Origin of the sequence: Cohaesibacter marisflavi (assembly GCF_963665895.2) — a bacterium.
GTDB classification, from domain to species: Bacteria; Pseudomonadota; Alphaproteobacteria; order Rhizobiales; family Cohaesibacteraceae; genus Cohaesibacter; species Cohaesibacter marisflavi.
Map to the genome: position 1 here is coordinate 2,904,322 of NZ_OY762534.1, position 14,983 is coordinate 2,919,304.

13 protein-coding genes are annotated in these 14,983 nt (G+C 54.9%); 8 read left to right on the forward strand and 5 right to left on the reverse strand.

Translation table 11 applies throughout. From position 1 onward, the window contains the following. Nucleotides 1–32: 32 nt before the first annotated feature. The 7 genes from pncA to ACKPCT_RS14270 all read left to right on the forward strand — a co-directional run bounded on the left by pncA (nucleotide 33) and on the right by ACKPCT_RS14270 (nucleotide 9,024). Nucleotides 33–647 (forward strand): bifunctional nicotinamidase/pyrazinamidase, encoded by a 615-nt coding sequence (gene pncA / locus ACKPCT_RS14240; protein ID WP_319567220.1) that lies wholly within the window; start codon nucleotides 33–35, stop codon nucleotides 645–647. Between the two features lie 67 nt (nucleotides 648–714). After that, nucleotides 715–2,010 (forward strand): nicotinate phosphoribosyltransferase, encoded by a 1,296-nt coding sequence (pncB, locus tag ACKPCT_RS14245; RefSeq protein WP_319567221.1) that lies wholly within the window; start codon nucleotides 715–717, stop codon nucleotides 2,008–2,010. Nucleotides 2,011–2,039: 29 nt separating this feature from the next. After that, on the forward strand, nucleotides 2,040–2,516 hold the full coding sequence (locus ACKPCT_RS14250) for a YbaK/EbsC family protein (RefSeq protein WP_090069860.1): 477 nt from the start codon (nucleotides 2,040–2,042) through the stop codon (nucleotides 2,514–2,516). A gap of 331 nt (nucleotides 2,517–2,847) precedes the next feature. Continuing rightward, a complete protein-coding gene (locus ACKPCT_RS14255; protein ID WP_319567222.1) occupies nucleotides 2,848–4,797 on the forward strand; it encodes an extracellular solute-binding protein in 1,950 nt (649 codons plus the stop codon). 319 nt (nucleotides 4,798–5,116) lie between these two features. Next, on the forward strand, nucleotides 5,117–6,226 hold the full coding sequence (locus ACKPCT_RS14260) for a microcin C ABC transporter permease YejB (RefSeq protein WP_090069854.1): 1,110 nt from the start codon (nucleotides 5,117–5,119) through the stop codon (nucleotides 6,224–6,226). 2 nt (nucleotides 6,227–6,228) lie between these two features. After that, nucleotides 6,229–7,368, forward strand: coding sequence for an ABC transporter permease (locus ACKPCT_RS14265; protein WP_090069852.1), 1,140 nt, complete (start codon nucleotides 6,229–6,231; stop codon nucleotides 7,366–7,368). A gap of 12 nt (nucleotides 7,369–7,380) precedes the next feature. Continuing rightward, on the forward strand, nucleotides 7,381–9,024 hold the full coding sequence (locus ACKPCT_RS14270; protein WP_319567223.1) for an ABC transporter ATP-binding protein: 1,644 nt from the start codon (nucleotides 7,381–7,383) through the stop codon (nucleotides 9,022–9,024). Between the two features lie 24 nt (nucleotides 9,025–9,048). On the opposite strand, the gene ACKPCT_RS14275 is transcribed toward ACKPCT_RS14270, so the two are convergent. Both ACKPCT_RS14275 and ACKPCT_RS14280 read right to left on the reverse strand, forming a co-directional pair. Further along, nucleotides 9,049–10,578, reverse strand: coding sequence for a S41 family peptidase (locus ACKPCT_RS14275; protein ID WP_319567224.1), 1,530 nt, complete (start codon nucleotides 10,576–10,578; stop codon nucleotides 9,049–9,051). A 142-nt stretch (nucleotides 10,579–10,720) separates the two neighbouring features. Next, a complete protein-coding gene (locus ACKPCT_RS14280; protein WP_319567225.1) occupies nucleotides 10,721–10,966 on the reverse strand; it encodes a hypothetical protein in 246 nt (81 codons plus the stop codon). A gap of 117 nt (nucleotides 10,967–11,083) precedes the next feature. On the opposite strand from ACKPCT_RS14280, the gene ACKPCT_RS14285 reads away from it, so the two are divergent. Next, complete coding sequence (locus ACKPCT_RS14285; protein ID WP_319567226.1) at nucleotides 11,084–12,025, forward strand: 2-hydroxyacid dehydrogenase; 942 nt, start codon at nucleotides 11,084–11,086, stop codon at nucleotides 12,023–12,025. Between the two features lie 12 nt (nucleotides 12,026–12,037). Here ACKPCT_RS14285 and ACKPCT_RS14290 read toward each other — a convergent pair whose 3' ends face one another. The 3 genes from ACKPCT_RS14290 to ACKPCT_RS14300 all read right to left on the reverse strand — a co-directional run bounded on the left by ACKPCT_RS14290 (nucleotide 12,038) and on the right by ACKPCT_RS14300 (nucleotide 14,946). Then, on the reverse strand, nucleotides 12,038–12,952 hold the full coding sequence (locus tag ACKPCT_RS14290) for a C40 family peptidase (protein WP_319567227.1): 915 nt from the start codon (nucleotides 12,950–12,952) through the stop codon (nucleotides 12,038–12,040). 65 nt (nucleotides 12,953–13,017) lie between these two features. Further along, nucleotides 13,018–13,368, reverse strand: a complete 351-nt coding sequence (locus ACKPCT_RS14295) for a MarR family winged helix-turn-helix transcriptional regulator (RefSeq protein ID WP_090069841.1) — start codon at nucleotides 13,366–13,368, stop codon at nucleotides 13,018–13,020. A 177-nt stretch (nucleotides 13,369–13,545) separates the two neighbouring features. After that, nucleotides 13,546–14,946 (reverse strand): leucyl aminopeptidase family protein, encoded by a 1,401-nt coding sequence (locus ACKPCT_RS14300; RefSeq protein ID WP_090069839.1) that lies wholly within the window; start codon nucleotides 14,944–14,946, stop codon nucleotides 13,546–13,548. Nucleotides 14,947–14,983 lie beyond the last annotated feature (37 nt).

Below are 14,983 nucleotides of genomic sequence, written 5' to 3' on the forward strand. Positions count from 1 at the left end.
TTACCAGTTGAGTATCTGGAAAGGCGCCCATTATGGAACGCTCACAACATCAAGCGCTTGTCATTATTGATGTTCAGAATGACTTCTGCCCCGGCGGCGCTCTGGCTGTGCCCGGTGGAGATGAGATCATCTCCAAAATCAACCTGATGCAGCAAAACTATGCGCAAATCGTGCTGACACAGGACTGGCACCCGGCGTCTCACAGCTCCTTTGCCAGCGCTCATGACGGCAAATCCCCCTATGACATGGTGCAAATGCCATATGGCGATCAGGTCCTCTGGCCCGATCACTGTATTCAGGGTACCTCTGGAGCCGCCTTCCATGCCGATCTTGTAACAGACAGAGCCGATCTGATCCTGCGCAAAGGCTCCAACCCGCTGATAGACAGCTATTCGGCCTTTTTCGAAAATGACCATCAGACCACGACGGGGCTTGAGGGCTATTTGCGGGACAAAGGCGTGGTTTCCTTGCTTTTCGTAGGACTTGCGACAGACTTCTGCGTGCGCTATTCGGCTGTAGACGCTGCCAAACTCGGGTTTGATGTGTCGGTCGATCTTTCCGCATGCAGCGCCATTGATCTTAATGGTTCGCTCAAGAACGGTCTGGACGATATGCGAGCCCATAATATCCACATCATTGGCCAATAGGCTTCACCCATTGCCAAAGCTTGCGCTTGCAAAGCGGGCCTGCGTATTTCTTCATTCAGGATAGATCATGACCATCGATCTTGCATCTCGCGTTTATAGTCACCGTTGGAAAATCGACCCCATCGTCCGATCCCTTATCGATACGGATTTCTACAAGCTTCTGATGGCCCAATCGGTTTTTCACAACAAGCCCGACGTGCATGTCGAGTTCAGCCTGATCAACCGCTCCAAGGATGTGCCTCTCGCCAAATTGATCGACGAGGGCGAGCTGCGCGCCCAGCTTGATTATATTCGTGGGTTGAAACTCTCTCGCGGAGAGAGCACATGGCTACGCGGCAATATGTTTTATGGCAAGCGTTCCATGTTCCATCCCGATTTTATGGAGTGGTTCGAGAATCTCACCCTGCCCCCCTATAATCTCGAACGAGTGGGCGACCAATATGAGCTGACCTTCGAGGGCTCCTGGCCTGAGGTCATGCTATGGGAGATTCCGGCCCTTTCGGTTATCATGGAACTGCGTTCGCGAGCGGTTTTACACAAGATGAAGCGGTTCGAGCTGCAAATTCTCTATGCCCGCGCCATGACCCGCCTATGGGAAAAGGTCGAGCGCCTGCGGGCCATCGGCGATGTGCGCGTCGCAGATTTCGGCACCCGGCGGCGCCACTCCTTCCTCTGGCAGGACTGGTGCGTGCAAGCCATGCAGGAAGGGCTGGGGGATAACTTCACCGGCACCTCCAACTGCCTCATTGCCATGCGCCGCGAGATGGAAGCCATTGGCACCAATGCCCATGAGCTGCCGATGGTCTATTCGGCTCTTGCGCAAAATGATGAAGAGCTGGCCTATGCGCCCTACAGAGTGCTTGAGGACTGGCAACGCGAGCATGATGGCAATCTGCGTGTCATCCTGCCGGATACCTATGGCACCAAGGGGTTCCTTGAGCGAGCACCGGACTGGCTGACCAGTTGGACCGGCATCCGCGTGGATAGCGGCCAGCCGGAGGAAGCCGCCGAAACCGCCATCCAGTGGTGGAAGGATCGGGGCGAAGATCCACGCAAGAAACTGATCATCTTCTCCGACGGTCTGGATGTGGATCAGATTGGCGCCCTTTATAGCAAATTTCACGGTCGGGTGCGGGTATCCTTCGGCTGGGGTACGTTGTTGACCAACGATTTCAGAGGGCTGGTGCCCGATGACGAGCTTTCGCCCTTCTCTCTGGTTTGCAAAGCGATTTCCGCCAATGGCCAGCCGACCGTAAAGCTTTCGGACAATCCGAATAAAGCCATGGGGCCTTCCGACGAAATCACACGATACAAGCGTGTGTTTAACGTTGGCGAACAGAAGGCCATGGAAGTAATTGTGTAATTTCGTTTGATTTTGGAGTGATTTTGATAATGGCAGGCAAGAAAAGTTCAAAGGTTCGCGTTCAGGAAGCCATCGATGCCCTGGGGCTCGAAAGCGAAGTGGTCACCATGCCGGATACGACACGGACTGCGGAAGACGCGGCTGCTGCCTGCGGTTGCGCAGTGGACCAGATCGTCAAGAGCCTCATTTTCGAACGTCACGACAACCAGCATCTAGTGCTTCTGCTTATCGCGGGGAGCAACAGGGCTGACATGGACCTTGCCGCCAAAGTGATCGGTTCCACGCTTGATAGGGCCGACCCGAAGAAGGTGCGCTCGGAAACCGGCTTCGCCATCGGGGGCGTTGCGCCAGTGGGCCATCTTTGCCCCATGGAGGTCTATATCGACCCGCATCTGCTCACTTTCGAGACAGTCTGGGCCGCAGCTGGCGCGCCCAACGCCGTGTTCATGGTTGAGCCTCAGGCGCTGATGAAGGCAACAGACGCCAAGCCGCTCAGCGTTGGCTGAAATCGGCCGGATTATTGACATCATTACGAAAAATTCACGGAATATGGCAGAAAATGCCATATTCCGGTCCTATTGCTTTTGAACATTTTCATTATTTGATGCGTTGACTTTTTCAAGACGGCATTTGCCTGAAATTGCGGCTACTCGACCATTGTCAGCTTTGCTAAGGTGGTCCAAATCGGAATGATATCAAAAGACCGTCAGAGCGGTGACTAAGGGCTCATTGCCTTTGCTTGTCTGGATATGCAACGCAATCATATAACGACACTTCTTCATGGCACGGCGCTTGAGGTCCAATGCCAGATGAGGAAGGTGCCACAGGAGAAACAGAGTGTCTCAATCTTTACCTAGTCGCGGCCTTTCGGCCCTCCGAGCCGGGTTCCTTTCCCTTGCGCTTTTATCGAGCGGCGCACTCAACCTGATTGACGGAGACGGAACAGCTGGCGCGGTAGAATTCGAGACATGGGTCAGTGGCTCCTCCCTTATGGGTGAACCGAAATATAAAGGCGACTTTGCGCATTTTGATTATGTCAATGCCGACGCCCCGAAGGGCGGCACCGCACGGCTTGCGGTCACAGGGAGCTATGACAGTTTTAACCCGATCCTGACCAAGGGCGAAGCGGCATCCGGGTTGGGGCTCATTTATGAAACCCTGTTCACGCCCTCCTATGATGAAGTCTCCACCAGCTATGGGCTATTGGCTGAAGCCATGTATGTAGGACCGGATTTTTCCTATGTGAAATATCGCCTGCGCGAAAATGCCCGCTGGCATGATGGTGTTGCGGTCACGCCGGAAGATGTCATCTGGTCCTTCGAGAAATCCATCGAGCTGAACCCCCAGCGCAAATTCTACTATTCGCACGTCAAATCTGCCGAGATTACAGGCGAGCGAGAAGTGACCTTTACCTTCGATCAGACCGGCAACCGCGAATTGCCCTTCATCGTTGGCGAATTGCTGATCCTGCCAAAGCATTGGTGGACCGGGACCGACGACAAAGGCGAACAGCGCGATATCAGCCACGCAACGCTGGAACCACCGCTTGGTTCTGGCCCCTATGAGGTCAAGGATTTCTCTCCCGGCAAATATGTCGAATATGAGCGCGTGGATGATTATTGGGGCAAAGACCTCAACATCAATGTCGGTGAGAATAATTTTGACAAGGTTCGCTATGAATTCTTCCGTGACAATACGGTGATGTTCGAGGCCTTCAAATCAGGTGCTTATGATTTCCGGATCGAAACCACCGCCAAGACATGGGCCACCGGTTATGATTTCCCCGCTTTGGAAGAAGGCAAAGTCATAAAGGAAGTGGTGCCCGATGAATCGTCCGGCGTGATGGTTGGGTTCATCCCGAACCTGCGACGTGAAAAATTCCAGGATCCAAAGGTTCGTGAAGCGCTCAATTATGTGTTCAATTTCGAGGAAATGAACCGTACGCTGTTTTATGACCAATATAGCCGCATCAACAGCTATTTCTTCGGAACCGAGCTGGCGTCTTCCGGTGAGGCCGATGGGACAGTGTTTGATCTTTTGGAACCGCTGCGCGACCAGATCCCTGCCTCGGCCTTTGAGCCTTACACCAACCCCAAGGTGGAAAGCCGTGAAGATCTGCGCGACAATCTCAAGAAGGCGCTTGATCTCTTCAAGGAAGCAGGCTGGGAGCCGCGCACCGAAGTGGACGAGGAAAAGCGCGACAACGGCTTTTTGCATAAGATCATGGTGGCCGTAGGGCTCGCCAGCGACCCGACGAAAATCGTCATGCGTAACGCCAAGGGCGAAGCCTTCGAGATCGAATATCTGCTCAATGGTGGTGCTTTCGAGAGGGTTGCCCTGCGTCTTCAAGCGTCTCTGGAGCGCGTTGGCATCAAACTGATCCCACGTGTGGTGGACAGTGCCCAGTATGTCAACCGCGTGCGCAACCGCGATTATGACATGGTGTATCTGGGCTGGGGGCAGAGCCTGTCTCCGGGCAACGAGCAGCGCGAATATTTCGGGTCCGCCTCTGCGGACAGGGATGGTTCAGCCAACTATGCGGGCATCAAGAATCCAGCCGTGGACGCCCTCATCGACAAGGTTGTCTATGCCAAGGATCGCGAAGGGCTGATCAACGCTGTCAAGGCAATGGACCGGGTTCTGCTGGCCAACCATTATATCATTCCCGGTTGGACCATGCCGGCAACGCGCATCGCTTATTGGAGCAAGTTCAAGCATCCAAATCCGTTGCCGATGATGACGGTGGGCTTCCCCACGATTTGGTGGTCTGCCGAAGCGGCGCAATAGATGTCCAATTTTCCATGAAGCCTTGTGAGGAGAAAAGGCTTCATGGATTGGTGCTTTGCCACATTTGCGGAACAGCACAAACGCCCGAACAAGGGCGCGATTTGGCTCAAACGAGATGGAGTGGTGGACAGGAGGCCCTCTCTTTCGTCTCTTTGAGCAATTCGGTAACCAAATTCTGATTTATGGTTACCAAAGGGTTATGGCTCACGATGGCCCCTTTCAATCCGCCAGAGCCACAACGGGTAAAAAGCCCGATAGAGACCAAACAAAACCGGCAAGCAATCAGACAGAAAGCCGGACCAGAGGATGGAGAGACTTTTTGGGCGCTTATATTCTGCGACGTCTCCTCTTGATCATTCCGACGCTGATCGGGATCATGGCAATCAATTTCGCGGTCATCCAGTTTGCCCCCGGCGGGCCGGTCGAGCGCGTTATCGCACAGGTCACAGGCACCGATGTGTCGGCCACAGCGCGCATTTCCGGCAGCGGCAGCGATTTTGCCGGAACGGGAACCGGCGGCGGTGGAGGTGGTGAGGATATCACCTCCAAATATCGTGGTGCACAGGGGTTGGACCCGGATTTCATCAAGGATCTTGAAAAGCAATTCGGCTTTGACAAGCCCCCTCTGGAACGCTTCCTTGGCATGTTGCGCAGCTACGCCACTTTCGATTTTGGCAACAGCTATTTCCGCGATATCAGCGTGTTGCAGCTGGTCAAGGAAAAGATGCCCGTTTCCATTTCGCTCGGTCTCTGGATGACGCTGATCTCCTACCTGATTTCCATCCCGCTGGGCATTCGCAAGGCGGTATCCGATGGGTCCAAATTTGATGTCTGGACCAGCGCAGTCATCATCGTCGGCTATGCCATTCCGGGCTTTCTGTTTGCGGTCTTGCTGATCGTGCTGTTTGCTGGCGGTTCTTTCTTCGATCTGTTCCCCCTGCGCGGACTTGTCTCGGACAATTTCGCAGATCTCAGCTGGTGGGAAAAGATCCTCGACTATTTCTGGCATCTAGCCTTGCCGCTCACAGCCATGGCGCTTTCTGCCTTTGCCACCACGACGCTTTTGACCAAGAACTCTTTCCTTGATGAAATCCGCAAGCAATATGTGGTAACGGCCCGCGCAAAGGGGCTTACCGAACATCAGGTGCTTTATGGCCATGTGTTCCGCAATGCCATGCTCATCATCATCGCCGGTTTCCCCGGAGCTTTCATTGGCGCCTTCTTTGGCGGATCTCTGCTCATCGAGACGATTTTCTCGCTCGATGGATTGGGGCTTTTGTCCTTTGAAAGCGTGATCAACCGCGATTATGCCGTGGTCTTCGCCACGCTTTACATTTTCTCGCTGATGGGTCTGCTCATCAGTCTTGTTTCCGATATCACCTATATGCTCATTGATCCCCGGATCGATTTCGAGAGCAGGGAGGTATAGGAATGAGCAACAAAGACATGACAAAACCAGCCAAACCAAGCTTTCGTGATCGCCTTTCTCCGCTTAACCAGCGGCGCCTCAAGAGCTTCAAGGCCAACCGACGTGGTTACATCTCGCTGTGGCTGTTCCTCGCCCTGTTTCTGGTGACGCTGTTTGCCGAATTGATTGCCAACGACAAGCCGCTTCTGGTCTCCTACAAGGGCGAGATCCTCTCACCCTTGATGACGGATTATCCGGAAACCAAATTTGGCGGCTTCCTGCCGGTGACCGACTATCGCGATCCGTTCATTCAGGATGAGATTGACGCCAACGGCTGGATCTTGTGGGCGCCGATCCGCTATAGCTACAAGACCGTCAATATGGATCTGCCCGTCCCGGCCCCTGCTCCGCCAAGCTGGATGCTTGATAAAGAGGTGCGTTGCGCGCCCTTTGATGAAGGGGTCAATGACCGCAACTGCACCATTGGCAACTGGAACTGGATCGGTACGGATGACCAGGGGCGTGACGTATTGGCTCGCCTCATTTATGGCTTCCGCATTTCGGTTCTGTTCGGTTTGACGCTGACCTTCTTCTCTTCAATCATCGGAGTGACGGCAGGCGCTGTTCAGGGCTATTTCGGCGGCCTGACGGACCTCATTTTCCAGCGTTTCATCGAAATCTGGACCTCAGTGCCGCAGCTCTATCTGCTGCTCATCATTGCGGCCATCATCACGCCAAGCTTCTGGATCTTGCTTTCCATCCTGCTGCTCTTTAGTTGGGTGGCGCTTGTGGGGGTGGTGCGCGCCGAATTTCTGCGCGCGCGCAATTTCGAATATGTTTCGGCGGCCCGTGCGCTGGGGGTTTCCAACCGCACCATCATGCTCAGGCATCTGCTGCCCAACGCCATGGTGGCAACGCTCACCTTCATGCCCTTTATCCTCAATGGCTCCATCACGACGCTCACATCGCTCGATTTCCTTGGTTTCGGCTTGCCTCCCGGCTCGCCTTCGCTGGGCGAGCTGCTGGCGCAAGGCAAGAAGAATATCGAGGCTCCGTGGCTCGGGATTACCGGGTTTCTGTCCATTTCCATCATGCTGAGCCTGTTGATCTTTATTGGCGAAGCGGTGCGGGATGCCTTTGATCCGCGCAAGACATTTCACTAAGGAGGGAAGCCAATGACCAAGACCCATTCTTCTTCACCGCTTCTTTCCGTCAAGGAGCTGTCCGTTGCCTTCATGCAGGAGGGCAAGGAACAGCTGGCCGTTGATCGCATCTCCTTTGATCTGGAAAAAGGGGAGACCATGGCACTGGTGGGCGAGTCCGGTTCGGGCAAGTCCGTCTCGGCTCTATCGATCCTCAAGCTGTTGCCCTATCCGGCGGCGTCTCACCCTTCCGGGCAAGTGCTGTTCGATGGCGTCGACCTGCTCAATGCGCCGGACAAGACGCTGCGATCGGTGCGCGGCAACCGCATTTCCATGATTTTTCAGGAACCCATGAGCTCGCTTAACCCGCTGCATACGGTAGAAAAGCAGATTGGCGAAGTGCTCTCGATCCATCATGGCATGGGCGAAAAACAGGCCCGCGCCCGGGTGCTCGAGCTGCTCAATGACGTGGGCATTCGTGAGCCGGAGAAGCGTCTGAAGAGCTATCCCCATCAGCTTTCGGGTGGCCAGCGACAGCGCGTGATGATCGCCATGGCACTTGCCAATGAGCCCGAGCTGCTCATCGCCGATGAGCCAACCACGGCGCTTGACGTCACGGTTCAGGCCCAGATCCTTGAGCTTCTGCGCAAGCTTCAGAAGACCCATGGTATGGCGCTGTTGTTCATCACCCATGATCTGGGCATCGTTGAAAAGCTGGCAGACAAGGTCTGCGTCATGACCAAGGGGCAGATTGTCGAGCACGGCCCGACCGAGCAGATTTTCTCCACCCCTTCCCATGCCTATACCAAGCATCTGCTCAATTCCGAACCAAGCGGACGAGCGCGACCGGTGGCAGATAATGCACCGATCGTGCTTGAAACCGATGATCTCAAGGTCTGGTTCCCGATCAAGCGCGGTTTCCTGCGCAAGACGGTGGGGCATATCAAAGCCGTCGATGGCATATCCCTTGCCATTCGGTCCGGCGAAACTCTGGGCATCGTGGGAGAATCCGGTTCGGGCAAGACAACGCTTGGGCTGGCCCTGTTACGCATGATTTCATCGCAAGGACCGATTGTCTTTCAGGGCAACGCGCTTGATGGCCTCGACAGCAAGGCCATGCGGGAGAAACGCGGTGATTTGCAAATCGTCTTTCAGGATCCCTTCGGCTCCCTGTCTCCGCGCATGTCCATTGCCCAGATCGTAGATGAGGGTCTTGAGATCCATGCTCCCCATCTCAGTGCGCAAGAGCGTGACGCCAAGGTTGTCGCCGTGCTCAAGGAAGTGGGCATTGATCCGGAGACCCGCCATCGCTATCCGCATGAATTTTCCGGCGGGCAGCGCCAGCGTATTTCCATTGCTCGCGCCATGGTGCTGGAACCCAAATTCGTCATGCTGGACGAGCCGACCAGTGCGCTGGATATGAGCGTGCAGGCACAGGTGGTCGATCTTTTGCGCGATCTTCAGGCCAAGCATGATCTCACCTACCTGTTCATCAGCCATGACCTCAAGGTGGTGCGGGCCCTGTCCAACCGCGTGATCGTCATGCGCAATGGCAAGGTGGTTGAGGAAGGCACAGTCGAGCGGATTTTCGACGCACCGGAAACCGACTATACCAAGGCCCTGATGGCAGCCGCCTTGCGCATGGAAACGGCGCCGGAAGGTGTGGTGGCAGATTAAAGAGACTGGGGGAAAAGAGGCGGGCTAAAGCTTATCAAGCACAAATTCCAAGGTTTTTCTCTCTCGATCGATGAGACTGGCCGGATAGCCATCGATCAGGATGTCCGGTTCAACCCGGCCGTCAGGCAAAGTCTCATCCACCAGGCAGACGATCGGGATCCTCAGTTTCAGTTTGCTATAGGGCATTTCGAACGTGCCCGGAGCCCTCGCGCACATGCGATTGGCGCGTACGGTAGTCGGCATGCCCACAAGGGTGGCTCCACGAAACTGCCTGAGTTGCGCTGCCAAAATACCGGCAGCTGAGGCAGTGCGTTGCCCGATCAGCACATAAAGCTTGCTTTCAAGGCCCGGCACATCAAACGTCTCCGGTTTTATCGCAATCATATGATTGTCGCCAACCCTTGGCTCTGTTTGAGCGACTTCCGATTCCAAACTAGTAGCCCAATTTTCCAGCATTCCATCGGGCTCGTAATTTTCAGGGAGATGAAGCGCTCCATGACGATAGACATTATAGCTCACAAATTTGGAAGTATCGACGCCAAGCAATGCCGCTATCAGCATTTCAGTCCGGCTATTTCCACCACCGCTGTCTCTCAAATCCAGGATTAGGGTTTTGGGCTCATGGGCACGAATAGTGCTGAATATCGCTTTATAATCGTTGCCTACAGCTTCATAACTCTTGAAGTCAGGCAGGTGGAGATAGACTGCCGCCTTCTGGGGGGAAAAGAAGGCATAGGGCTGTGCAACAGATAGTCCCCGCTGCGATTTTCTTTGCGGCCTTTCAAAACCGGATTGGTGCAACAATTGAATCTGGGACATATATTTGTTCTGTCGCGTTGGCCTTCTTCGTTTTGCCTCGAAATCCAGCTTTCCCTTGATCTCGGCCGTGCTGTCACGGTCGGTGTAACTATAAGCAGCCTCGCGTCTCTCTCCCCACATGCCATGCAAAACCATTTCATAGAGCAGTTGAAAATGCTGCGTATTCACGGTGTCTGGCGGAAGACAACCATCCTTGGGCCAAACCGCCTGCAGCATGTCGCGCAATGCCTCTTGCGATGTTCCATTGATCTCGACCAACGACCGCATGGCTCCATCGACCTCAACCATCAGCTCGTCATCACGAATCTCCAGCGGTCGAGACCTGACCGGCCAAAGAGTTGATTTGATGCGGTAAAGCTCAAATGCACGAGGCAACCGATGCTCGCCTACGAAAATACTGGTGTGATAATCGCAGACAGACGCCATCATGCGCGCATGCAGCAAGTAGGCTGTCGCCAGATCATTGTCTTGGCGAATATCATTCTTGATCGCAGCATAGACCAGATCGAGCTCTTTCCTTGAGCGGTAAAGATGGGCGTAAGGATGATAGCGGTTGAGAAGGTCGTAGGCTTCATCAAGCTCTTCAGACATTTGCTGGCGGCTTAGATGAACACCTTCGGCTTCTGCATCCAGCTTCTTCTGCCAGACTCCATTGATATTCACGAGCCCAAAGGCAATGAGGCCAAACAGGACGACCGGAATGATGAGAACATTGGAAAATTGTTTAAAGAACATGGCAAAAGGTCAGTTGAGGTCAAAACCACCTGAAATTGCACCCTCAAGTTTTAAACAACCTTAATATTCTTCGACCAATCTGAACATGGTTAACAAGCTATTAAGCTGATCTCGCATCCGGCTCTGCACCTTCACTACCATGTTATTCATCATCGCTTGGCAGTTGGACCGGGCCCGAGGGGAAAGCGGGTTCTCCGCGGAGAATGCGGTTCATACAAGCGGTATATTCTTTCATCAAATGCCGATCATCGTGTTTTATCGCTTCCTTGCGGATCTGCTCGCAGCGTTTCAAATCTGATGCAGCATCTCCTGCGGGCACTATCGAACGAGCAGAAACCGGGGTTGCCAAAAGTAAAATCAAGAGAAAACTGCAAGTCTTGCGTGTCATGGTGGGCTCCTTTTGTGAACTGTGCTTTCCTTTTGGTCGCTTTGACTTGCCATTGGGTTCAAACAAACTTTATTGTGCCAACCAAAAGAGCCATAGCCTTCCAAAGGACACCATTTCATGAAAATTGCACTGACCGCCAAGGGCTGGGAGATTCCCGCCTGGATCGAGAATCTGAATAAACTGCTGCCCGAAGCTGAAGTCCGCCTGTCTGACGACCTTGGCAATCTTGAAGAGATCGAGTATGCCCTCGCATGGAAGGGCGACACGGCCTTTCTCAATGATCTGCCGAACCTGAAAGCCATCTTTTCACTGGGGGCTGGCGTCGAATTCCTGACGCAAGAGCCAAACCTGCCAGACGTGCCCATCGTGCGCGTTATCGGCGATGATCTCACCGCCCGCATGTGCGAATATGTGGTGCTCAATGTTCTGATGCATCACCGCCACAGCCTGCGCAGCCTTGACCTTCAATCCCGCAAGGATTGGACACAGATAGCAGATGCTGCCGCAGAAGACTTCCGTGTGGGCGTGCTGGGGATCGGCGTTCTGGGGCTGGCAGCGGCGCGCAAGCTACAGAATTTGGGCTATCGCGTCTCCGGTTGGAGCCGCTCTCCCAAAGAAATCGAAGACCTTGAGACCTATCATGGCGCGGACGGCCTTGACGCCATGTTGGGCAAGACCGACATTCTCGTTTCCCTGCTACCGCACACGCCGGAAACCGAGGGCATTCTCAATCTCGACCTGTTCAAGAAGCTGGCCAAGGATGGCCCTCTTGGCGGTGGGGTGATCATCAATGCGGGGCGCGGCAAGCTTCAGGTTGAAAACGATATTGCCACCGCGATCAATCAGGGCATTCTGGCAGGCGCCTCTCTGGATGTGTTCGAGCAGGAGCCCCTGCCCGCTGACAGCCCGCTATGGGAGCTGCCCAACGTTATCATCACGCCGCACATTGCTGCCGTCAGCGCGCCGTATGCCACAACGAAATGCATCGTTGAGCAGATCAAGCGCAACGAAGCGGGCGAGCCGATGGTCGGTATCGTTGATCGGGGTGTGGGCTATTAAGCCCACCCTTTGCTATTTTGTCAGCCGCCGGATCGTTCTGAGCTTGCCATATTCATTCTGGGCTATGCGCTCGATCGCTCCGGCGAGCGGCTCTTTTGCCACCGCCATATGATGGCCGTTGGCATGGAGCAGAGTGTCCGGATCGGTCATGATGCCCACATGGCCGGGCCAGAAAATGAGGTCACCGCGCGCCAATTCGGGGAGCCCTGCGGAGATATCCAGCGCAACGCCTACTTCCTTTTCCTGCATGGAGGCGTCCCGCAGCATCTCAATGCCTGCCATTTCTGCCGCCAATTGCACCAGCCCGGAGCAATCGATGCCAAGCGAGCTTTTGCCACCCCATAGATAGGGCGTGCCGATCAGGCTTTCTGCAACGGCGACGAAATCCTCCGCCTTGCTTTCGACCTCGCACACATGTTGGGCAACCACCCAACCGGCTTCCCCGTTGGGCGTTGGCATGTTTAGCAGCTTGCGATAGTGCGTGCCGCGCACCTCCTGCTCTTCGCCAAGGATGAGCCCTGTACCCATCGACAGGAAAACCGCGGCGGGATATTTCAGGTCCGGCCCTGGATAGACAAAGGTGCGCACGGCGCTCACCTTGTGGGTCGGCGCTCCGGCGATGAATTCATCATTGAGAGAACCACCAAACGGCCCCAGCGCGTTGGAAGGAATGTACCCGACATAGCCGTCACCATCCAGCTGCACCCAGCTCCAGCCGTTGGCACCTTCTTCAAAAACTTTGACCACTTCGCCGAGCATGGCTTGCGTATCAAGGCCACTGCGCCCGTCCGGACCGGATTTGAGCGGTGCGACGGGCACCTGCACCCGCTTGATGACGGGATCAACGAAGCGTTCGGCCTCCACCTGCCCTTCAAGGCGTTTGTCGGCAAGATCCGGGCGGAAGGCATTCAGGGACGAATTCAACATGAACTTTCTTTACTCATTGAGGCTCCAAGAGAGGAGCTGTCTTTGTGGGGAGATGGCCTTGAGGGTCAGTAACTTATCTGGTGGGCTTTGTGAACGATCTTGTAGCCGAGCTTTTCGACATAGAGCGCACCCTTGACGGTGCGCAAGATAACCACGTTGCGCTTGTCCATGTCGTCGCGGCGGCGGGTCAGAAGGCCATTTCGGCCCATTGTGTCCAGCGCGCGGGTGATGGCAGGCTTGGTAACTCCCAGCTTCGCCGCAAGGCCTCGCACAGTATGAGGCGGCGTTTCCATATAGACTGTGAGAAGCACCATCATCTGCCGTGCAGAGAGGTCGCTTTCATCTTCCAACACCATATCATGGGTCACGTCGTGCCATAATTTCAGCGCCTGGCCAGCGCAAATATCCATAGACATCAATTCACAAAACCCCCGGGCACCATGGCCAACCCCATCCCGGAATCCACGTATATTCCGGCTTCCTGCTCGTGCCCCTGTGTGATTAATGCAGATTCATGGCCCGCAAGCAAGATGCGGGAACCGAGCCAAAGGCTCAATTCCCGCAAATAACAACTTTGATGATGTATTGCTTAGTTATGACCAACTCACATCGTAGCGATTGCGGATGAGGTTATAAAGCGCACGAATACCTTGCGCTTCGCCCCCCTTGGGGCGCGCCGCCTGAGCTGCAGGGGCCCAGCCGAAGATGTCGAAATGCACCCAGCTCTTGGTCTTGGCCACAAAACGACGCAGGAACAGAGCGGCGGTGATCGAGCCTGCAAAACCGTCAGAGGAGATGTGGTTCACATCGGCAATATCGGAGGAAAGCTTGGCGTCATAGGCATTCCACAGCGGCATATTCCAGAGCGGATCCCACTGCCGATGGCTTTCGCTGGCAATGGCATGCACCAATTCGGAATCATCGCTATAGAATGGCGGTAGATCCGGACCAAGCGCCACGCGCGCTGCGCCGGTCAGGGTGGCCATGTCGATCAGCATTTCAGGCTCTTCATCGTCAGCCAAGGACAGGGCATCAGCCAGAATAAGGCGCCCTTCGGCGTCGGTATTCCCTATCTCGACTGTCAGGCCTTTGTGGCTCTGCAGCACATCTCCGGGCCGGAAAGCATCGCCCGCGATGGAGTTCTCCACGGCAGGGATCAGAACGCGCAACCGCACCGGCAGCTTTGCGGACATGATCATGGACGCAAGTCCCAGAACGTTGGCGGCCCCGCCCATATCCTTTTTCATCAACGCCATGGAGTTGCCCGGCTTGATATTGAGCCCGCCGGTATCAAAGCAAACGCCCTTGCCTACCAGGGTCACTTTCGGATCGCTCTCCTTGCCCCAGATGAAATCAAGCAGACGGGGTGCGCGTGGGGATGCACGGCCCACGGCATGGATCATCGGGAAATTCTTCTCAAGCAGGGCGTCACCCGTGGTGACTTCAAGCTTAGCGCCATGGGTATCGACCAGCCCGCGCGTCACCGCCTCAAGCTCATCGGGGCCCATATCATTGGATGGCACATTGATCAGGTCGCGGGCCAGATTGCACCCCTTGGCCTGACGCAGGACTTCATCACTATCCACGCCTTCGGGCCAATCGAGTTGAGGCATTTCCTTGGCGTTTTCCTTGTAGCGATCAAAGCGATAGCAGCCCAAATGCCAGGCCAGTGTCGCCAGAAACAGCGCCTGCGGATCTTCAACAAACCTGTCAGTATCTGCAAAATGATAGCGCCCAGCAGGCAGCTTGACCGGCAAAAGCCCGGGCAGCAGGGGAGATGCTGTCTTGCTCTCTTGCTTGCCAAGACCAAACAGCACAGCTTCGCATGTGCCGGACGGTCCGGGCACCAGACAAACCTCACCTTCCTTGGCGGCAAAGCCTGTCGCTTCAATCCATTGGGTCGCCGGAGCAGACAGCGCCTTGGGCAAGAGCGCCCCGGAATCACTATTGATGAAATAAACAGGGCAGGAATCAGGTTTAATCGGCATTGTCATTCTTTCTCATTTATCATTGCTTGTTATCAAGATGGGC